This window comes from Phenylobacterium sp., from assembly GCF_030698145.1.
In the GTDB taxonomy this organism is placed as follows: domain Bacteria; phylum Pseudomonadota; class Alphaproteobacteria; order Caulobacterales; family Caulobacteraceae; genus Phenylobacterium.
This window is the reverse complement of record NZ_JAUYNW010000059.1, coordinates 61,698-81,925: the sequence shown is the minus strand read 5'-3', so window position 1 is coordinate 81,925 and position 20,228 is coordinate 61,698. Positions and strand designations below refer to the sequence as shown.

The window sequence follows — 20,228 nt, the reverse complement described above, 5'->3', positions numbered from 1 at the left end:
GGCGGCGGCTCAGTCGCTGCGGGCCAGGTTGCCGGTGTTGACCATCCAGTCGCCGAACTGGGTGGTGTCCCAGAAGGCGCAGTTGTGTTTCTCGCCGAAGGCGGTGGACGACATCGGCTTGTCGCCCTCCGGCGTGAGGATGACCGTCTCGCCGGTCTTGCTGAACGCCGGCCAGTCGCCGGGCGCGCGGCCCCAGACGAAGTCGCCCCAGGCTTTCAGCATGCGTTCGGACAGCGCCGCCTGGGCCGGCGAGAACGCCGGCGGGGTGCGGTGGAGCTCGCTGGGATAGCTGGTCTGGAACACATAGGGGATCTCGGCGGTGTGCAGCGCCCCGCCGGGAGCGCCCGGGAAGGCGAACAGGGTGGGCGGCGCCTGGCGGTCGGCGAACTCATAGGCGTGGACGCTGGCCAGCCGGCTGTAGATCGCGTTCATCTTGCGGGCGCCGCAAGCCCACTGGTCGCTCACCGCCACGGCGAAGGTCTCGTCCGGGGCGCCATGCTTCAGCGGCGGGTAGGCGGCCAGGATCTGGGCTCCGAAGGGCGCGGCGGAGACGTTCTTGGCGTAGTCGGCCTCGGTCCATCCCGCGCCCGGCCGCAGCCGCCGGCCGACGGTGAAGAAGCCGCCCTCGTTCTCTGTGGTCCCGGAGAGGACCGGCATCTGGGCGACCTTGCCGTTCTCGCGCAGCGTCCTGGGCTGCTCGGGCAGCACGTAGCCGTCGAGGATGATCGTCCAGCCGGCCCAGCCGCCGGGCTTGGCCGCAGCGGCGACCAGCTTGGCGGCCGGCACGGCGCGTAGGCACGCCAGCAGCGCCGGGCCCTTTTCGCAGCCGAACTCGGTGGCGAGCTTGGATGAGGGCCCGCGCGCCTGTTCCACTGAGCGTTCGACCATCGGCAAGCCGTCGCCGAACGACGAATTGACCCCGGACATCGTGATGGCGCGCTGGAAGAGGCCGCGCGCGTGGGGCGAGGCGATGTGGCTCCAGATGCTGAACGACCCGGCGGACTCGCCGACCGCCGTCACCCGGCGGGGATCGCCGCCGAACGCCTTGATGTTCTCGGCCACCCAGCGCAGTGCGGCCTGCTGGTCCAGCAGGGCGTAGTTTCCCGAACTGTTCGTGCCGCTCTCGGCGTCGAGCTCGGCCAGGGAGGCGAAGCCGAGCGCGCCCAGGCGGTAGTTCACCGTGACCACGATCGCGCCGGTCTTCTCGGCGAACCGCGACGGGTCGACGTCCTGGGAGGCGCCGGCCGTGAAGCCGCCGCCATGGAACCAGACCGCCACCGGACGGGATTTCGCCGCGCCCTTTGGGACATAGACATTAAGGAAGAGGCAGTCCTCGTCGCCGGCCATTCCGCGCTGCGGGCCCCAACTCGGGCTCGGGCACTTGGCGCCGAAGGCGACGGCGGGCCGCACGCCGGTCCAGGCCTTGGCGGGCGCGGGCTTGGCCCAGCGCAGGTCCCCAACCGGCGGGGCCGCGTAGGGGACGCCGAGGAAGGCGCGGGTCTGGCTGACCTCGACGCCGGCCACTGCGCCTTGGCGGGTGGTGACCTGAAGGGGGTTCGGCGCGGCCTGGCTGGCGGCGGGGAGCGCGAGCAGGAGGCCAAGCGCGATCCCTAGGCGCGACCGGCGCTGGGATCTCGTCTGAAGAGCGGAATCGGATTGAGCGGGAGCCATGGAGATCGCCTTGGATGAAGGTGCGGTCGCGCCCCGCGCCGCATCGGGCGGCGCGGGGCGTCGGTGACTAGAAGCGCCGGGAGACGCGCACGCCGAACTGCCGCGGCGCGCCGTAAAACTGGTTATCGCCGAATGCGCTCTGGCCAGAGATGTAGCGCTTGTCGGCCACGTTGGTCGCGTAGCCCTGCACGGTCCAATCGTCCCGCTCGTAGGTGAGCTGCATGTTGACCACCGTCCTCGCGGCCAGATAGTCGCGCGGCGCCTGGAAGAAGCTCGTCCACTGCGATCCGATATAGGCCACGTCGACCCGGGGGGTCAGCGTGCCGCCGCCCAGGTCGAAGGCGTATTGCATGCCGACATTGCCCGTCCATTCCGGCGCATAGGGATTGGCCGCGCCCTCGATGGTCACCGTGAACGGCTGGTAATTGAAGCACAGAGGCGGGTTGGACGGGACGCCGGCGGGGCACTGCACCCCAAGGCCGGTCGCCGATCCGCCTGGCAGCAGCCGGGTGTTGACCAGGGTCAGCGTGCCCATCTCCGAGTTCACATAGGCCAGGCTGGCGTCGGCGCCGAAGCGGCCGAACTGGAGCTGGGCCTGGGCTTCGAAGCCCTTGATCGTCGAGGCCGTGGCGTTGGTGGTGGCGGTGCGGGTCGTGGTCGGGTCGTAGGTCACCGCCTGGAAGCCGTCGTACTTCATGTAGAAGGCGCCGAGCTGGGTGCGCAGACGCCCGTCCAGCAGGGTCGACTTCCAGCCGATCTCGTAGTCCTGCACGGTCTCGGGATCGAAGGGGACGCCGTTGGTGTTGGCGCCGCCCGACTTGTAGCCCTTGGCCCAGAACCCATAGATCAGGTTGTCGGAATTCGGCTTCCAGTTCAGGGCGACCTTGCCGGTCCACTGGTCGCCGTCGCCCGATGCGTTGGCGGGCAGGGTGGGACCGGGGGTGATGCGGGTGAAGCCCTGGAACTTCATCTCGTCGGCGCTGTAGCGCGCGCCCACCTGCAGTTCGAGGGTCGGCGTCAGGTTATAGGTCGCCGCGCCGAACACCCCATAAGAGCTCTTGGGCAGGTAGATGTAGATCCGCACGCGGTTGACCGGCGTGTAGATCGTGCTGTCGACATAGTCGGTGTATTTGAAATAGGTCGCGCCAACGACCCAGCGCAGCGCCGCGTCGTCCGGCGAGATCAGGCTGATGTCCTGGGTGGCGATGCGCTCGATATAGTCCTGGGTCTGGAACAGGACCGGCGCGGCGGTGGCGTCGGTATCGTAGACGATCCGCTCGTCATTGTACTGCAGGCCGGTGTTCGACCGCAGCTTCACCCCGTTGGCGAAGGTGTAGTCCACCTGCAGCGACGAGCGGACATAGAGTGCGTCGTTGCGCAGGTCCTGGCGATCGAAGTTGATCGTGAAGGGGTCGGCGGGCGCCAGGGCCGCGAAGGCCGTGCCGGGGATAGGTTTGTAGGCGTAACCGTCGGTTGAGCTCTTGTTGTACTGGGTCTTGAAGAGAACGCTCAGCGACTCGTTCGGCGTCCACAGCAGGCCCAGCCGCAGGTTGGCCATGTTGACCTTGCCGGGCTCGACCGTGGACGAGCCGAGATTGTCGTAGAAGCTGTCCTTCTGCTCGGCGTTGAAGGCCACCCGCGCGGCGAGCGTGTCGCTGATCGGCAGGTTGACCGCGCCACGCAGCGAGACGTTCTGGTAGTTGCCCAGGCCCAGCGAGACGTCGCCGTTCACCCCGTCGCCGATCGTCGGCGACTTGGAGTTGATGAAGATGCCCCCGCCGGTGGAGTTCTGGCCGACGAAGGTGCCCTGCGGCCCGCGCAGCACCTCGACGCTCTGGATGTCGAAGAAGGGCTCGCCGTAGGTGGTCTGGGTCGGCAGGAAGACGCCGTCGCGATAGGTGGCGACGCCCGGGACGACGGCGGGGGAGACCACCGCCAGGCCGATCCCGCGGATGTTGAGGCTCTTGTTGAAGCCTTGCTCGATGATGCTCAGCGACGGCGTGGCGCGCTGCAGGTCCGAGACGTTCTCGACCGACTTCTTCTCCAGGTCCGCGCTGCTCAGGGCCGAGGCCGCGATGCTGGTCTGTTGGAGGCTGACGGTTCGCCGTTCGGCGGTCACCACCAGCTCCTCGAGCACGGCGTCGGAGGCGTCGGCGGACGCCTGGGCCAAGGCGACGGAGGGCGACAGCACCAGACCCGCGGCGACCGCCAGGGTGGAGGCTGACGCCAGCAGACGAAGCGACCGGCCAAGGTCGGCGGACTTAGGCATGATGCTCATAGGATCCCCCTCTCCGGAATCGCATTTTCGGCGATCCAGTATTTTAAGACTAAACAATTTATGCATGAAATAACTGCTGATAATGAGTTCCTGTCAAGAGGGTGAAAATCGTCTGCATTTCGACGATGGATCGCCAACATCTTTTTAAAAAAGAAAATGTGGCCGCGAAGGGCGGTGGCTCGACCCACCGGGTGCGGCGGCTCTGGCTCGTCCGACCGAGCCGATCCGGTCAGGCTATAGTCAAAATATTCTATGAGTAGGTATGCAAAGACGATCAACCCTCGCCGGCGGATGGGCGAGGGGCGGCGGACAAATCCGAACAGTCGCTTGCTAAAGGTAACGTTGTCAGAATGACCGGCTACAGGTAGCGTCGTCAATCAACCGGGACGCGCGCTCCCGGCACATCAACGCTCACATGCCAGGCTTGATTGACAACGTTATCATTCGTCACCGATAGTGAGGCCGCGCCACACGAAACTCAATCGGGCGCGCACATCCAGGCCGGGGGAGGGCCGCGACATGGACAGGTTTCGACGGAATCTCTGCGCTGCGGCGGGGGCTGTCCTGGCGACGATCGCGGGCTTTGAGGTGTCGGCCCAGGAGGCGCGGCCGTGGAGCGACACGTCGCTGACCCCCGACCGCCGGGCGGATTTGTTGATCCAGGCCATGGGCCTGGATGAGAAGCTTCAGCTCGTGCGCGGGCATTTCGGCGCCACGATGAAAGGCCTGCCGCCGCCGTTGAACGCCCCGCCGCCGCCGGGCGCGATCGGCGGAGCCGGCTATGAGGCCGGTGTCGAGCGTCTGGGGATCCCGGCCTTGCAGGAGTCCGACGCCGGTCTGGGTGTGGCCAACGGCGGCCACCTGCGCCCCGGCGACCAGGCGACGCCGCTGCCGTCCGGCCTGGCGCAGGCCTCGAGCTGGAACCCCGAAATCGCCTATGCAGGCGGCGCCATGATCGGCCGCGAGGCGGCGTCGAAGGGCTTCAACGTCCTGCTGGCGGGGGCGGTCAACCTGGCGCGCGACCCGCGCAACGGGCGAAACTTCGAATATGCCGGCGAAGACCCGCTGCTGGCCGGGGTGCTGGTCGGCCAGGCGATCAAGGGCATCCAGGACCAGGGCGTCGTCTCGACCATCAAGCACTTCGCGGCCAACGACCAGGAGACCGGCCGGATGGTGCTGAACGCCCAGATCGACGAGGCGGCGCTCCGCGAAACCGACCTGCTCGCCTTCCAGATCGCCATCGAGGCCGGAGAGCCGGGCGCGGTGATGTGCGCCTACAACCGCATCAACGGCGACTATGCCTGTGAGCACGATTTCCTGCTCAACAAGGTGCTCAAGGGCGACTGGGGCTATCGCGGCTGGGTGATGTCGGACTGGGGCGGGGTGCATTCGACCGTCAAGGCCGCCAACGGCGGACTCGACCAGCAGTCGGCCCACAGCTTCGATCGCGAGGACTATTTCGGGGCGCCCCTGAAGGCGGCCGTGATGAGCGGCGAGGTTCCGCCGGCGCGGCTCGACGACATGGCGCGGCGCATCCTGCGCAGCATGTTCGCCGTGGGCCTGACCGAGGCCAAGCCGCGGCTCCCCATCGACCAGGCCGCGAACGCCGCCGTCGCCCAGCGCGCCGCCGAGGAGGGGATCGTCCTCCTGAAGAACCAGGGCGACCTGCTGCCCATGGCCTCGCGGCTGAAGCGGATCGCCGTGATCGGCGGGCATGCCGATGTGGGCGTGCTGTCGGGCGCGGGGTCCTCGCAGGTGATCGCCTTCGGAGGCTCGGCGCTGGAGCTTCCGGCCAAGGGCGGCCCGGCCGCCGCGCTCTTCAAGATGGTCTATCACCCGTCGTCGCCGCTGCTGGCGATCCGGGCCGCGGCGCCGGGGGCCAAGGTCACCTTCACGACCGGCGACGACCTCGCCGCGGCCGTCGCCGCGGCGCGGGAGGCCGAGATCGTCATCGTCTTCGCCGAACAGTGGCAGACCGAGATCCAGGACGCGCCCAGCCTGAACCTGCCCGACGGCCAGGACGCCTTGATCGCCGCCGTGGCCGGCGCCAATCCGCGCACCGTCGTGGTGCTGGAGACCGGCAATCCCGTGACCATGCCCTGGCTGGACAAGACCCCCGCGGTCCTGGCCGCCTGGTACCCCGGCGCACGCGGCGGCCAGGCGATCGCCAACATCCTGTTCGGCAAGGTCAGCCCCTCGGGCAAGCTGCCGATCACCTTCCCCGCCAGCGAGGCCCAGCTTCCTCGCCCTGTCGTGCCGGGATCGGAATTGACCTTCACCCTGTTCGGGGGAAACGATCCGCCTTTCGACGTGCCTTATCCGGAGGGTTCGGCGATGGGTTACAAGTGGTTCGAATCCAAGAGCCTCAAGCCGCTGTTCGCCTTCGGCCACGGGCTCACCTACACCCGCTTCGCCTATGACGGCCTGGAGGCGCGGGGCGGCCAGACGATTTCCGTCACCTTCACCGTCAGGAACACCGGCGCGCGCGCGGCCGCCGAGATCGCCCAGGTTTACGCCACGCCGCCCTCTGGCGGCCTGCGCCGGCTGATCGGGTGGCGGAAGGTGACGCTGGCGCCGGGTGAATCCCGACGCCTGGACGTGGTGGCCGACCCGCGGCTGCTGGCGGCGTTCGACACAGCCGCGCCCGGCTGGCGGGTCGCGAAGGGCGCCTATTCGATCTCGGTCGGCGCGAGCTCGACCGACACGCGGCTCAGCGGATCGGTCGAGATCGCGGCGCAGACACTGAAGCCCTGAGCGGACGACGCGGCCTTGAAGAGGATGGATATCGTGAAGACATTGAGCATCGCCGGCGTCGCCCTGGCTCTCCTGGCGGGCGCGGCCCAGGCCGAGACCGCCCGAGTGACCGTCGCCTCCGGCGCCCTCCAAGGCGTCGTGGAGGGCGAGGTGGTCGCCTTCAAGGGCGTTCCGTTCGCGGCTCCGCCGGTCGGCGACCTGCGCTGGCGGCCGCCGCAGCCCGCGGCGTCCTGGAGCGGCGTGCGCCCGGCCGCGGCTTACGGCGCCGACTGCATGCAGAAACCCTTCCCCAGCGACGCCGCGCCATTGGGCACGACGCCGGCCGAAGACTGCCTGGTCCTCAATGTCTGGCGTCCGGTCAAGGCCTCCGCCGCCAAGCTGCCGGTGATGGTCTGGATCTATGGCGGCGGCTTCGTGAACGGCGGCTCCTCGCCGGCCGTCTACGCCGGGACCGAGTTCGCGAAAAACGGCGTGGTGTTCGTCAGCTTCAACTATCGCCTGGGCCGGTTCGGCTTCTTCGGGCATCCGGCCCTGACCAGGGAGAGCCCGGACGGGCCTCTCGGCAACTACGGCTTCATGGACCAGGTCGCGGCCCTGCAATGGGTCCGGCACAACATCGAGGCCTTCGGCGGCGATCCGGGCAACGTGACGATATTCGGCGAGTCCGCGGGCGGCTTCTCGGTGCACACCCTGGCGACCTCGCCGGCCGCGCAGGGACTGTTCCACAAGGCCATCGTCCAGTCCGGCGGGGGGCGCGGGAGCCTTTCGCCCGGACGCCGGGTGACCGGCGGGGCCCCGGGAGGGCCGCCGTCGGGCGAAGCCGTCGGCCTGGCCTTCGCCAAGCGCATCGGGATCGAGGGCGAAGACGCCGCGGCGCTCGCGGCCCTGCGCGAGGCGCCCGCCGAGACGATCCTGTCGGGCCTCGACATGATGACCATGTTCGATCCCACCTACAGCGGCCCGATGATCGACGGGAAGATCGCCGTCGGCGAGCCCGGCGCCATCTACAAGGCCGGCGGCGGGGCGAAGATCCCGATGATCCTCGGGGCCAACAGCATGGATATCGGCTTCTCCCAGGCGCGGACCATCGACGAGGTCTTCGCACCCTTTGGCGCGGCCAACCGCGCCAAGGCCCAGGCCGCCTACGATCCCGCCAATAGCGGGAACCTGCGGATGGTTGGGATGACGGTCGCCAGCGACCAGATGATGGTCGAGCCGGCGCGCTACGTCGCCAGGACCTTCGCCGCCCAGAGCCGTCCGGCCTACGCCTACCGCTTCTCCTACGTGGCCGAGTCCATGCGCAAGGAATGGCCCGGCGCGCCCCACGCCACCGACATTCCATTCGTCCTCAACACCGTGAAGGCTAAGTATGGCGCGGCGCTTACGGCTTCGGACGCCAAGGCGGCCGAGGCGGCCAGCGCCTACTGGATCGCCTTCGCCAAGACCGGCGACCCGAACGGGCCCGGACGTCCGAAATGGCCCGCCTACGAGCCGGCCAGCGACCAGATCCTGGACTTCACTAATGACGGCCCGGTCGCCAAGGCCGACCCGTGGAAGGTGCGCCTGGACCTAGCCGAGAGCGTGAACGACAAGGCGGTCCACTAGGTCGCCGACCGACCGAGCGGCGGCGGGTCGCCAAGGGATTTCCGCGCTATAGTGGCTGCGGAGAACGTTGGGCGACTCGCGCCGACGACCAAGAGGCCGGCGTTTTGGCGACGACGATCAGGGACGTAGCCGCCCAGGCGGGGGTGTCCATCATGACGGTCTCCCGCGTGATGAACGGGGAGCGGCACGTCAGCGCCGCCGCCCGCGAGCGGGTCCTGAAGGCTGTCGAGGCGCTGGACTACCGGCCCAACATCTTCGCCCGCGGCCTGCCGGGAAACCGCTCGTTCCTGATCTGCCTGCTCGTTCCGGAGGTCATCCCGGGCTATGTGGCGGAGTTCCAGCTGGGCGCGATCGGGCGATGCCGCGCCTCGGGCTATCACCTGGTGGCCCAACCCTATGACAGCCGCCAGCCGCGCTTCGCCGAAGCCGTCGAGGACGCCATCGCCGCGCTGCGCCCGGACGGGTTCATCGTCACCCCGCCGATCTCCGACGATCTCGGCGTGCTGGACGTCCTGGAGGCGTCGAACACCCCCTATGTGCGTCTCTCGCCCGGCCTCTCTGCCGAACGGGGCGCATCGATCTCGATTGATGAGATCGCCGCGGCCCAGGCCATGACCGAACTGCTGATCGAGACCGGCCACAGACGGATCGGGTTCGTCCGCGGCCATCCCGACCACGTGGCCGCCTCCTGGCGCTTCGACGGCTATCGCCGCGCCCTGGAGGCGCACGGCATCGCCTTCGACGAAGCGCTGGTCGCCCAGGGGGATTTCGACTTCTCCGGCGGCGAGGCCTGCGGCGCCCAGCTCCTGTCGGCGCCCGCGCGGCCGACCGCGATCTTCGCGAGCAACGACGACACCGCCCTCGGCGTCATGGCGGCGGCCAACCGGCTTGGCTTGCGCGTGCCGCAGGATGTGTCGGTGGCGGGTTTCGACGATAGCGAGCTCGCCCTTCGCGCCTGGCCGCCCCTGACGACCGTGCGTCAGCCGATCCGCGAGATGGCCGCCGCCGCGGCGGAGATGCTGATCAACGCCGGCGCCGAGACCGAACAGCGCCGGTCCGATTTCGAGATCGTCCGCCGCGAGAGCGTCGCGCCACCGCCCTAGCGCGGGCCGATGGACGCCCGCTCGATCAGCTCCGTCGACAACGACATCGACCGGAAGGCCGCGGGGGCGCCCGAGGCCGCGGCGATCAGCATGTCCGCGGCGGCGGCGCACATGTCGGCGATGGGCTGGCGGACCGTCGCCAGCGGGGGCCAGCTCATCCGCGCCGAGCGGGTGTCGTCGAAGCCGGCAACCGAGAGGTCGCCCGGGATGTCGAGCCCCGCGCGCCGCGCCGCTGCCATGACGCCGAACGCCATTTCGTCATTGCTGGCGAACACCGCGGTGGGTCGCTCAGCGAGCGCGATCAGTTGCTCGCCGGCCGCCTCACCCGACTCGAAGGTGAAGCCGCCCTGGACAATGAGGTTCGCGTCCGGCTCGCGGCCCCCCTGGCGCATGGCCTCGAGATAGCCCCTGAGCCGCAGGTGCGAAGCGCCGTGATCCTGCGGGCCCTGCACGAAGGCGATCCGTTCGTGGCCCAGTTCCAGCAGGCGCGAGGTCAGGGCGCTGGCTCCGTGGGCGTCGTCGACCACGATGCTGGCCGAGCCGGCCGCGACGTCCCACGGCGCGATGCGGACATAGCGGACGCCAAGCCGTTCGATGGCGGCGATCGCGACGGCGTTGTCGGAGATCGGCGGCGTGAGGATCAGGCCGTCGACCCTGAGGCTTGAAAGAATCTGCTCGATCTGGCGGCCGACGTCGCCCTGGCTGTCGATGGGCTCGACCGCCACATAGTAGCCGGCGCGCCGGCAGCGGATCAGGGCGCCCAGTTCGGCCTCGGCGACATAGCCGAAGTTCGGATTGTCATAGAGGAATGCGATCAGCCGAGAGGGCGCGCCGATCAGGCCGCGGGCCGCGACGCTGGGCCGGTAGCCGAGCTCTGCGACGGCGGCGGTGATCTTCTCGCGCAGCTCCTGACGGACATGGGGTTCGCCGTTCAGGACGCGTGACACCGTCTTGAAGGACACGCCGGCCCTCGCGGCTACATCCTTGATCGTCGGTTGCCGCGCCAAAGGGACTCCGTGGCTCGCCTGGCCCCGGCCGCCGCAGCGACCACCCTGTTCCTCGCAAACTCCCGGAGTCGATGCAATCGGGAAGCGCCGCCATGATAAGGGCGCCACATTGTGATTGACAACGTTATCAATCGGCTTTTCTGTCGATCCAAACAGACCGCGCGCCGCGCGGCAGCAGCCCGTAGGGAGGGCCTCTTGATCGCGTCCGAGACCTTTGTCCTGGCGGCCGACATCGGCGGCACGAACGCTCGCCTGGCGCTCGCCGAGGTGGGCGCCGGCCAACCGGACCTGCTGTACGCGCAGGACTTCCGCTGCCGCGACTTCCCGAACCTGCGCGCGGTCGTGGGCGAGTTCCTCAGCGGAGCCGGCCGGGTGAGCGCGCGGATGCGTCCGCAGGCCGCGGCCTTCGCGGTCGCGGGGCCTGTCGGACCCGCCGGCGCGGACCTGCCCAACGCACCCTGGAACGTGCGGCTCGATGACCTGGGCGACCTCGGCCTCGGCCCGGTGCGGCTGCTCAACGACTTCGAGGCCCTGGCCATCGGGGTCGCAGCGCTCGCCGAGCATGACACCCCGCCGATCGGCCCCGCCATGACAGGCGTTGCGGGGGCGCCGCGCATCGTCCTCGGCGCCGGAACCGGCTTCGGCCTGGCCGCGATGCTGGGCGGCGTCGATGCGCCGACGCAGGTGATCGCCGGGGAGGGCGGCCACGTGTCTTTCGCCCCGACAGACGACATGGAGATCGAGATCCTTCGGCGGTTTCGCCGTTGGTACGGCCGGGTCTCCGTCGAGCGCCTGGTGTCGGGGCCCGGACTGCGGATCCTCTACTTGACCCTCGGCCAGATCAGCGGCGTCTACGCCGATCCCGACCTGACGCCGGAGGACATCGCCACGCTCGGCATGCGCGGCCGCGATGACCTCTGCGCCCAGACCCTGGCGCGGTTCTGCGCCATCTTCGGTTCGGTGGCGGGCGACGCGGCCCTCACCTTTGGAGCCCAAGGCGGCGTGTTCATCGCCGGCGGACTCGCCAACAGCATCGCAGCCTTCCTGGAGGCGAGCGCGTTCCGCGAACGGTTCGAGGCCAAGGGCCGCCTGCAGGCCTATGCCGCCGCCATTCCCACGCGCCGGGTGGCCCAGGCCCACACCGCCGTCCTGGGCGCCGCGAGGTTCGCCGCCGCCGCCATGCCTGAAAAGGAGCGCTCTGTATTGACAACGTTACCGGAGACTGGCTTTCTTCGTGCGCGAAGCGTTTCCCCATGACGCTGACTGGCGGGTGGTCGAGGCCTCCTCGATCGCCCGCCGCTTTCTCGGGGGAGAAGCGCCGAAACAGGGGGCGGAAGATGTTTGACCGGGTCTGCTGGGCCGTTGGGCTCTTACTCGTCGCGCAGGCGGCGAGCGCCGCGCCGCAGCCGCGGCTCGGAGTCCGCGGCGCTCCTATCATCTCCGTCGACGGCCTCAACTTCAAGGACCTGAACCGAAGCGGCGGCCTGGATCCCTACGAGGACTGGCGCGCGTCTCCGGCTGTCCGCGCCGCCGATCTCGTCCAGCGCATGACGCTCGAGGAGAAGGCCGGCGTGCTGATGCACGGGACCTTGCCGGCTCCCGCCAGCCCCATGGGTATGGGCGAGCGCTACGACGTCGAGGGCGCCGCGGCGCTCATCGCCGAGCGGCGGGTGAACAGCTTCATCAGCCGCCTGAGCGGCGGCGGCGCGGCCCTGGCCGAGGAGAACAACCGGCTCCAGGCCCTGGCCGAGCAGACCCGCCTGGGCGTCCCGCTAACCATCAGCACCGATCCCCGCAACCACTTCCAGCATGTCGCGGGCGCCGGCGTCGCCTCGGGCGGGTTCTCGAAGTGGCCCGAGGCCCTGGGCCTGGCGGCGATCGGCGACGAGCGCCTGACCCGCCGGTTCGGCGAGGTGGCGCGGCAGGAATACCGCGCCGTCGGTTTCCACATGGCGCTCTCGCCGCAGGCCGACCTCGCCACCGAGCCGCGCTGGTCGCGGGCCACGGGCACCTTCGGCGAGGACGCCGACCTCGTCGGGCGGATGGTGCGGGCCTATGTGGCCGGCTTCCAGGACGGCGAGGACGGCCTGGGCCCTGACAGCGTCGTCGCGGTGGTCAAACACTGGGTGGGCTATGGCGCGGCGAAGGAGGGCTGGGACAGCCACAGCATCTATGGCCGCTTCGCGAGCTTCCCCGGCGGGGCGTTCGCCCAGCATGTGAAGCCCTTCGAAGGCGCGTTCCAGGCCCAGGCCGGTGGCGTCATGCCGACCTATTCCATCCTCCAGGACCTGAAGATCAACGGCCGGCCCGTCGAGCAGGTGGGGGCGGGTTTCAACAAGTTCCTGCTGACCGACCTGTTGCGAGGGACCTACGGGTTCAAGGGCGTGGTGGTCTCCGACTGGCTGATCACCAACGACTGTCCGGCCGCCTGCCGAGGCGACTGGAAGGCCGGAGACCGTCCGCTCCTGGGCATGCCCTGGGGCGTGGAGGATCTCTCCGAGATCGGCCGGTTCGCCAAGGCGCTCGACGCGGGCGTGGACCAGTTCGGCGGCACGGAGCGCACGGACCTGCTGGTCGAGATCGTTCGGTCCGGCCAGGCGACCGAGGCGCGGCTGGAGCAGTCGGCCCGCCGCGTCCTGCAACAGAAGTTCGAGCTCGGCCTGTTTGAGGACCCCTATGTCGACCCGGCCGCCGCCGCCCGCATTGTCGGGTCCGCGGCCTTCCAGGCCGAGGCCGAGGCGGCCCAGAGCCGATCCCTGGTGCTGCTGGAGAACCGGCGCGCGACCCTGCCCCTGGCGGCGGGGAAGAAGGTGTTCCTGCGCGGCGTCTCGCCGGCCGCGGCGACAGCGCGGGGCCTGATCGCGGTCGACTCGCCCGAGGCGGCCGACGTGGCGATCATCCGCACCCAGGCGCCCCATCAGCTCCTGCACCCGAACTACCTGTTCGGCCTGATGCAGCATGAGGGCGATCTCGACTTCAAGGACGGCGCGCCGGATTACGAGGCCATCAAGGCCGCGGCAGCCAAGGTCCCGACCATCGTTAGCGTCTTCCTCGACCGGCCGGCGATCCTCACCAACGTCAAGGACCACGCCAGCGCCCTGATCGGCGACTTTGGCGCCAGCGACGAGGCCTTGCTGGACGTGGTCGTGGGCAAGGCGAAGCCGGAAGGCCGCCTGCCGTTCGAGCTGCCGTCGTCGATGGACGCTGTCCGGGCCCAGGCGCCGGACCGGCCCCACGACAGCGCTGCCCCGCTCTATCCCTTCGGCTACGCGCTGCGCCGATGATCCCGCACAGTCCGATCACGCGACAGGAGGCCTGACCGTGGAAGCCCCGATCCAACTCAATCGCGCGCCGGCGGCGGCGGCGCCGGCCTCGGCCTCCAAGGTCGTGCCGCTGGTGGTCATGCTGTTCTTCGCCTGGGGCTTCGCGACCGTCCTGATCGACACCCTGATCCCCAAGCTCAAGGGGTTCTTCCAGCTCAACTACACCGAGGCGATGCTGACCCAGTTCGCCTTCTTTCTCGGCTATCTGGTGTTCTCGATCCCGGCGAGCTTCCTGCTGGCGCGGATCGGTTACTTCCGGCAGATCGTCGTCGGCCTGGTGATCATGGCGGGTGGCTGCCTGCTGTTCGCGCCGGCCGCTCAGCTCGGGGTCTATCCGGCCTTCCTGTTCGCCCTGTTCGTGATGGCAGCGGGGATCACCACCCTGCAGGTGGCGGCCAATCCCCTGATCGCGCTGCTGGGATCGGCGGCGACCTCGCACTCCCGATTGAACCTGGCCCAGGCCTTCAACTCGCTCGGCACGACGATCGGCCCGCTGGTCGGCGCCGCCCTGATCCTCCAGGGCGGAGTGACGGCGCCCGACGCGGCCAAGGTCGCGCCGGAGGTGCTGGAAACCTTCCGCCGGGCGGAGGCCGACGCCGTCCAGGCGCCGTTCTTGGGCATCGCCGCCATCCTCCTGGTCCTGGCCATCGTCTTCTGGTTCCTGCGCCGTTCGCCGGCCGCGCCATCCGCCGCTGGCGGGCAGGGGGCGGGCTTCGATCTCGGGCTGCTGCGGCGTCCGCGTCTCGCGCTCGGGGCGCTGTCGATCTTCGTCTATGTGGGCGCCGAGGTTTCGATCGGCTCGATCATGATCAACTACCTCATGCTGGACAAGACGCTGGGCGCGGTCGCCGCCTCGGCCGGGCAGCTGGTGGCGCTCTACTGGGGCGGGGCCATGGTGGGCCGGTTCATCGGCTCGGCGGTGCTGAGCCGGGTCCCGGCGGGCATGGCCCTGTGCGTCTGCGCCCTGGTCGCGGGACTGCTGGCCTGCACCTCGGCCGCCACGGTCGGCATGATCGCCGCCGTCGCCATCATCGCCATCGGGCTGTTCAATTCGATCATGTTCCCGACGATCTTCACCCTGGCCATCGAGGGCCTGGGCGAACGGACGCCGCAGGGGTCGGGGCTGCTGTGCCTGGCCATCGTCGGCGGCGCGATCATCCCCCTGATCACCGGGCGGGTGGCGGACTTGGCGGGCCTCAGCGTCAGCCTGTTGGTGCCGGCCATCTGCTACGCCTGGATTGCTGTCTATGGCTGGCTGGCCGCGCGCCTCTGGGTCGCAAAGGCTTAGGATTTCGCGCGAATGAAGGGGCTGGAGATGAGGCGAGGCGTGACGTGCGCGCTGGCGGTTGGGACGCTGGCCTTGGCCGTGGGAGCCGCGCAGGCGGCGACGCCGCCGGCCGACCTGGTGCTCGTGAACGGCAAGGTGTTCACCGCGGACGGCAGGGGCTCGGTTCAGCAGGCCATTGCGGTGCGCGGCGAGCGGTTCGTCGCCGTCGGTTCGAACGGGGCGGTCCGCAAGCACATTGGGCCTCAGTCGCGGGTGATCGACCTGCACGGCCGCTTCGTCAGCCCGGGCCTGGCCGACGCCCACTTCCACAACGAGGGCGGCGGCGATGGGGTGGACCTGTCGAAGGTCCGCTCGATGTCCGAGCTGCTGAGCGCCGTGAAGACCGTCGCCGACGCCGCCCCTGAGAGCGCGATCATCGTCTCCAACGCCGACTGGCATGAGGCGCAGTTGAGCGAGCAGCGTCTGCCGACGGCTGCGGATTTGGACCAGGCCAGCGCTGACAGGCCCGTCGTCCTGGTGCGGGGCGGCCACTCTTACATCCTGAATTCCGCGGCGCTCCGGAAATGGAACCTCTCGAAGGAGACCCAGGCCCCGGCCGGCGGGGCGATCCCCCGGGACAAGGCGGGCGCGCTGACGGGCGAATTGATCGACGCGGCCAAGGCGTTCGTCACCCTGCCGCCGCCTGCGCCCGTGACCCGGGCCGATGTCCTGGCGACCCAGAAGGCGCTGAACGCGTATGGCGTGACGGCGGTGCGGGTCCCTGGATTCTACAAGGGCGATCCCCTGAAGGCCTATAGCCTGCTCAAGGCGGCGGACGCGGCGGGGGAACTGAGCCTGCGCTACGTTTTCTACCTGCCGGGGTTCGGGCTTCGCTCGGCCGCCGAAGTCGGTCCGTTCCTCGAACGCTGGGGCGTGAAGCCGGACGAAGGCGGCGATTGGCTGCGGATCGGCGGCGTCAAGCTGGGCGTCGACGGCGGCTTCGAGGGCGGCAACATGTCCAGCCCCTACGCCGAACCCTATGGAAACGGCGGCACGTTCTTCGGCATCCAGACGCTGGCGCCCGAGTCCTACAAGGCCGTGGTGATGGAGCTCAACCGGCTGGGTTGGCGGCCCACGACCCACGCGGTCGGCGATGCGGGCCTGGACGTGGTGCTCGACGCCTACACCGCGGCCGATCACGACCGGCCGATCGCCGGCAAGCGCTGGAGCATCGAGCACGCCTTCATCGTCCGCCCCGACCAGGTCGACCGACTAAAGCGGCTCGACGTGGCGGTCTCGGTCCAGGATCACCTCTATCTGGCGGCGCCGGTGCTTGAGAAATACTGGGGCCGCGAACGCGCCGAGCAGGTGACGCCGCTGAAGCTGCTGGCCGAGGCCGACCTCCTGCTCGCCGGCGGCACCGACGCGCCGGTCATCCCCTACAACCCCTTCTGGGAGCTCTATCACTTCCTCACCCGCGACACGATTTCGGGGGGCGTTTTCGGTCCGCGTCAGGGCTTGGCTTCACGCAAGGCGCTGCTGGAGCTGGTCACCATCAACTATGCCCGGATGATTGGCGAGCAGGGGTCGAAAGGCTCCATCGAACCCGGGAAGCTGGCGGACTTCGCCGTGCTGACCGACGACTTCCTCACCGCGCCGCCGGCCCGCATTCGCGACATGAAGGCCCTGGCGACCTATGTGGGCGGCAAGGAAGTCTACAGGAGCCCCGACTTCTGAGCGCCCCAAGCCTCAGAATTGCCCTCAGAAGAAGGCCTGCAAGCCGGTCTGGGCGCGACCCAGGATCAGGGCGTGGATGTCGTGGGTGCCTTCATAGGTGTTGACGGCCTCCAGGTTCATCACGTGACGGATCACATGGAACTCGTCGCTGACCCCGTTGCCGCCGTGCATGTTGCGGGCCTGCCGCGCGATATCCAGCGCCTTGCCGCAGTTGTTGCGTTTCATCAGCGACACGGCCTCGGGCGCGGCGCGTCCCTCGTCCATCAGGCGGCCAAGCCGCAGGCAGCCGTGGAGGCCGAGCGTGATCTCCGTCTGCATGTCGGCGAGCTTCTTCTGCACCAGCTGGGTGGCGGCCAGCGGCCGTCCGAACTGGGTGCGTTCGACGGTGTAGTCCCGGGCCGCCTGCCAGCAGAACTCCGCCGCGCCCATGGCGCCCCAGGCGATGCCGTAGCGCGCGCGGTTGAGGCAGCCGAACGGGCCCTTCAGACCGCTGACATGGGGCAGGAGATTGGCGGCGGGCACGAAGACGTCGTCCAGCACGATCTCGCCGGTCACCGAGGCGCGCAGCGAGAACTTCCCCTCGATCTTGGGGGTGGAGAAGCCTTCCATCCCGCGCTCCACTAGGAAGCCGCGGATGACGTCCTGTTCGTCCTTGGCCCAGACCACGGCGACGTCGGCGATGGGGCTGTTGGTGATCCACATCTTGGCGCCGCGGAGGCGATATCCGCCCGGCGCCTTCACTGCGCGGGTCCGCATGCCACCGGGGTCCGAGCCGTGATCCGGCTCGGTCAGGCCGAAGCAGCCGATCAGTTCGCCGCTGGCCAGGCCGGGCAGGAAGCGCTGCTTCTGTTCCTCGGTCCCGTAGGCGTCGATGGGATGCATCACCAGACTGGACTGCACGCTCACCGCCGAGCGGTAGCCGGAGTCCACGCGCTCGATCTCGCGGGCGATCAGGCCGTAGGCGACATAGGACGCGCCGGCGCAGCCGTGTCCCTTGATGGTCGAGCCCAGGAAGCCCATGCGGCCGGCCTCGATCATGATCTCGCGATGGAAGATCTCCTTCCGGTTGGCTTCCAGCACGCGGGAGAACAGGTGCTCGCGGCACCAGTCGCGGGCGGCGTCGCGGATCATCCGCTCGTCCTCGTTGAGCAGGTCGTCGAGCAGCAGCGGGTCGCGCCAGTCAAACCCGGCCATGCGGGCGGCGTCTTGGGGCAGGGTCGAGGCGTCGGTCATGGCGGGCGTCCTGTGGCGCGATAATAGTTTAGACATAAAATATCATCGAACCGCTTGCCACAAGCCCTGCTTCGCGCAAAAAAGTTGAAGTCTAAAATATTGAAGCTTGGAACAAGGGAACGCGGCGCATGAGCGACAAGTCCTATCTGGAGTGGCCGTTTCTGCAGCCGCGGCACGCGGCCATGGCGCAGGCCCTGGACGCCTGGGCGGCCGAAAACGTCCCGGACCTGGTCGGGGAGGAGGGCGATGAAGACGCCGCCTGCCTGCGCCTGGTGGAGGCCATGGGGCAGGCGGGCTGGCTGGCGGTCGCCGCCCCCGATCTGGAGGCCGGCGAACAGCTCGACCTTACCAGCCTTTGCCTGACCCGCGAGATCCTCGCGCGCCACGCCGGCCTGGCGGACTTCGCCTTCGCCATGCAGGGGCTGGGGTCCGGCGCCGTCGTCCTGTTCGGCACGCCCGAGCAGCGGCGGACATGGCTGCCGGGGATCCGTTCGGGCGAGCGCCTGGCCGGCTTCGCCCTGTCGGAGCCCGATGCGGGTTCGGACGCCGGCGCCATGACCACGACGGCGACGCGCACCCTGGACGGCTACCGCCTGTCGGGCCGCAAGACCTGGATCTCCAACGGCGGGATCGGCCACCAGTTCGTGGTGTTCGCCCGCCTGGACGGCGAGGCCCGATCGACAATCGCCCTGATGGTCGACGCCCAGACGCCCGGCTTCGTGACCGAGGAGCGCATCGACATCTGCGCGCCGCACCCCATGGCGACGATCCGCTTCGACGACTGCTTCATCCCGGAGTCGGCGCGCCTGGGCGACGAGGGGGCGGGGATGAAGGTGGCGCTCAGCACCCTGGACATCTTCCGGCCCAGCGTGGGCGCCGCGGCCCTGGGACTGGCGCGCCGCGCGCTGGACGAGGCCCAGGCCCACGCCGCGCGGCGGCCGATGTTCGGCGGGGTGCTGGGCGACCTGCAACTCACCCAGGCCAAGCTGGCCGAGATGGCGGTCGACATCGACACTTCGGCGCTGCTGGTCTACCGGGCGGCCTGGGCGCGGGACCGCGCGGGGATGGGCGCCCGGATCACCCGCGAGGCCGCCATGGCGAAGCTCCACGCCACCGAGGCGGCACAGTCGGTGATCGACAAGAGTGTTCAGATCATGGGCGGGCTCGGTGTGCGTGTGGGGACGCCCGTCGAGCGGCTCTACCGCGAAATCCGCGCCATGCGGATCTACGAGGGCGCCTCGGAGGTGCAGAAGGTGGTCATCGCCCGGCAGCTGGCCGGCGAGTTCGCCAAGTCGCGCTGAGGTTCAGTCGGCGAGGACCGCGGTGGCTTCGATCTCGACGCGCGCTGCGGCCTCGACCAGCCGGACGACCTGGACGAGAGCCATGGTCGGATAGTGGGCGCCGATCACCTCGCGATAGACGCGGCCGATCGCGGGTAGGGCGCCGGAATACTCCTCCATGTCCACCACGTACCAGGTCAGCCGCACCAGGTCGGCCGGGCCCGCGCCGCCCTCGGCCAGCACCGCGACGATGTTGGAAAGGGTCTGGCGCACCTGCTCGACGAAGTCCGACGAGAACTCGCCGCGCTCGTTCCAGCCGATCTGGCCGCCCACATAGATCGTGCGGCCGCTCGCCAGGATGCCGTTCGCATAGCCCCTCGGCTTGGGCCAGCCGCCGGGCTGCAGAACCTGGCGGCTCGGCTTGTCGTCGTCCTTTTGCGGGGTGAGCGCGGCGGGGGAGGTCATTGGCATTGTTCCTGGTAACGGGTGAGCGCGGCGCGGATCGGCGCCGGAAGCGGAATGGGCCGGCCGGCCTCAATGGCGGTGGTGACCATAGTCAGGCGACCGCGGAACACCTCGTCCTCACCGCGATGGGCGTGGAGGATGAAGCCCGCCGAGGCGCCGCCGATCCGGTCGATCAGTGGCGTGATCGACAGGAACTCGCCCATGCGTGCCGGCTGGAAGAAATCACACTGCAGGCTGGCGTAGCCCAGCCCGATCCCCGCGGTGATGAAGCCGTGATAGTCGAGGCCGAGAGCGGCGGGGAAGAAGTCCTCGATCACCCCGTTGAGCATGTCGACATAGCGCGGCGTGTAGACGATGCCGGCCGAGTCGCAGTCGGAGAACCGCACCATGCGCGACGCCCGGTAGGCGGCCGCAGGCAGGGTCGAGGCGCCGACCGGCGAAGGCCGAGCCCGGTCGTCCGCGGCGAACCGCGGGCCGCAGGTTTCGGAAGCGAGGGTCACGGCGC

At 69.3% G+C, this 20,228-nt stretch carries 14 protein-coding genes; 8 read left to right on the top strand and 6 right to left on the bottom strand.

What is annotated here, in order from left to right; all coding sequences use genetic code 11:
* Positions 1-9 precede the first annotated feature (9 nt).
* Entirely contained in the window at positions 10-1,671 is a 1,662-nt protein-coding gene (locus Q8Q77_RS08170; protein WP_305582969.1) for a carboxylesterase/lipase family protein, read from the bottom strand.
* Positions 1,672-1,738: 67 nt separating this feature from the next.
* Complete coding sequence (locus Q8Q77_RS08165; RefSeq protein ID WP_305582967.1) at positions 1,739-3,949, bottom strand: TonB-dependent receptor; 2,211 nt, start codon at positions 3,947-3,949, stop codon at positions 1,739-1,741.
* 519 nt (positions 3,950-4,468) lie between these two features.
* On the opposite strand from Q8Q77_RS08165, the gene Q8Q77_RS08160 reads away from it, so the two are divergent.
* The 3 genes from Q8Q77_RS08160 (at position 4,469) to Q8Q77_RS08150 (ending at position 9,411) form a co-directional block, all read left to right on the top strand.
* On the top strand, positions 4,469-6,703 hold the full coding sequence (locus tag Q8Q77_RS08160; RefSeq protein ID WP_305582965.1) for a beta-glucosidase: 2,235 nt from the start codon (positions 4,469-4,471) through the stop codon (positions 6,701-6,703).
* Between the two features lie 24 nt (positions 6,704-6,727).
* Positions 6,728-8,308 carry a carboxylesterase/lipase family protein gene (locus Q8Q77_RS08155; protein ID WP_305582963.1) on the top strand — a complete coding sequence of 527 codons (1,581 nt, stop codon included), beginning with the start codon at positions 6,728-6,730 and terminating at the stop codon, positions 8,306-8,308.
* Between the two features lie 104 nt (positions 8,309-8,412).
* Positions 8,413-9,411: a LacI family DNA-binding transcriptional regulator gene (locus Q8Q77_RS08150; protein WP_305582961.1), complete on the top strand. Its 999-nt coding sequence runs from the start codon at positions 8,413-8,415 to the stop codon at positions 9,409-9,411.
* Here the strand turns inward: Q8Q77_RS08150 and Q8Q77_RS08145 are convergent.
* The gene (locus Q8Q77_RS08145; RefSeq protein WP_371130427.1) at positions 9,408-10,418 is read right to left on the bottom strand and encodes a LacI family DNA-binding transcriptional regulator; all 1,011 of its coding nucleotides are present in this window, start codon (positions 10,416-10,418) and stop codon (positions 9,408-9,410) included. The genes Q8Q77_RS08150 and Q8Q77_RS08145 overlap by 4 nt on opposite strands.
* Positions 10,419-10,613: 195 nt before the next feature.
* On the opposite strand from Q8Q77_RS08145, the gene glk reads away from it, so the two are divergent.
* The 4 genes from glk to Q8Q77_RS08125 all read left to right on the top strand — a co-directional run bounded on the left by glk (position 10,614) and on the right by Q8Q77_RS08125 (position 16,745).
* Positions 10,614-11,675: a glucokinase gene (glk, locus tag Q8Q77_RS08140; protein WP_305582957.1), complete on the top strand. Its 1,062-nt coding sequence runs from the start codon at positions 10,614-10,616 to the stop codon at positions 11,673-11,675.
* 80 nt (positions 11,676-11,755) lie between these two features.
* Complete coding sequence (locus Q8Q77_RS08135) at positions 11,756-13,702, top strand: glycoside hydrolase family 3 protein (protein WP_305582955.1); 1,947 nt, start codon at positions 11,756-11,758, stop codon at positions 13,700-13,702.
* A 37-nt stretch (positions 13,703-13,739) separates the two neighbouring features.
* A complete protein-coding gene (locus Q8Q77_RS08130; protein WP_305582953.1) occupies positions 13,740-15,029 on the top strand; it encodes a sugar MFS transporter in 1,290 nt (429 codons plus the stop codon).
* Positions 15,030-15,068: 39 nt separating this feature from the next.
* A complete protein-coding gene (locus Q8Q77_RS08125) occupies positions 15,069-16,745 on the top strand; it encodes an amidohydrolase (RefSeq protein WP_305582951.1) in 1,677 nt (558 codons plus the stop codon).
* A 24-nt stretch (positions 16,746-16,769) separates the two neighbouring features.
* On the opposite strand, the gene Q8Q77_RS08120 is transcribed toward Q8Q77_RS08125, so the two are convergent.
* Positions 16,770-17,939, bottom strand: coding sequence for an acyl-CoA dehydrogenase (locus Q8Q77_RS08120; RefSeq protein WP_305583115.1), 1,170 nt, complete (start codon positions 17,937-17,939; stop codon positions 16,770-16,772).
* 167 nt (positions 17,940-18,106) lie between these two features.
* Between Q8Q77_RS08120 and Q8Q77_RS08115 the strand changes: the two genes are divergently transcribed.
* Positions 18,107-19,279 carry an acyl-CoA dehydrogenase family protein gene (locus Q8Q77_RS08115; protein ID WP_305582949.1) on the top strand — a complete coding sequence of 391 codons (1,173 nt, stop codon included), beginning with the start codon at positions 18,107-18,109 and terminating at the stop codon, positions 19,277-19,279.
* A 3-nt stretch (positions 19,280-19,282) separates the two neighbouring features.
* On the opposite strand, the gene Q8Q77_RS08110 is transcribed toward Q8Q77_RS08115, so the two are convergent.
* Together Q8Q77_RS08110 and Q8Q77_RS08105 are read right to left on the bottom strand one after the other, a co-directional pair.
* Positions 19,283-19,723 (bottom strand): RidA family protein, encoded by a 441-nt coding sequence (locus tag Q8Q77_RS08110; protein WP_305582947.1) that lies wholly within the window; start codon positions 19,721-19,723, stop codon positions 19,283-19,285.
* Positions 19,720-20,223 carry a thioesterase family protein gene (locus tag Q8Q77_RS08105; RefSeq protein WP_305582945.1) on the bottom strand — a complete coding sequence of 168 codons (504 nt, stop codon included), beginning with the start codon at positions 20,221-20,223 and terminating at the stop codon, positions 19,720-19,722. Before Q8Q77_RS08105 ends, Q8Q77_RS08110 begins: the two co-directional genes overlap by 4 nt.
* Positions 20,224-20,228 lie beyond the last annotated feature (5 nt).

What these genes read in the sequence shown, in the direction of transcription:
- Q8Q77_RS08110 (WP_305582947.1), bottom strand. Translation starts at nt 19,723, where the DNA reads ATGACCTCCCCCGCCGCGCTCACCCCGCAAAAGGACGACGACAAGCCG.
- Q8Q77_RS08160 (WP_305582965.1), top strand. Translation starts at nt 4,469, where the DNA reads ATGGACAGGTTTCGACGGAATCTCTGCGCTGCGGCGGGGGCTGTCCTG.
- Q8Q77_RS08170 (WP_305582969.1), bottom strand. Translation starts at nt 1,671, where the DNA reads ATGGCTCCCGCTCAATCCGATTCCGCTCTTCAGACGAGATCCCAGCGC.
- Q8Q77_RS08165 (WP_305582967.1), bottom strand. Translation starts at nt 3,949, where the DNA reads ATGAGCATCATGCCTAAGTCCGCCGACCTTGGCCGGTCGCTTCGTCTG.
- Q8Q77_RS08120 (WP_305583115.1), bottom strand. Translation starts at nt 17,939, where the DNA reads ATGGCCGGGTTTGACTGGCGCGACCCGCTGCTGCTCGACGACCTGCTC.
- Q8Q77_RS08155 (WP_305582963.1), top strand. Translation starts at nt 6,728, where the DNA reads ATGGATATCGTGAAGACATTGAGCATCGCCGGCGTCGCCCTGGCTCTC.
- Q8Q77_RS08115 (WP_305582949.1), top strand. Translation starts at nt 18,107, where the DNA reads ATGAGCGACAAGTCCTATCTGGAGTGGCCGTTTCTGCAGCCGCGGCAC.
- Q8Q77_RS08135 (WP_305582955.1), top strand. Translation starts at nt 11,756, where the DNA reads ATGTTTGACCGGGTCTGCTGGGCCGTTGGGCTCTTACTCGTCGCGCAG.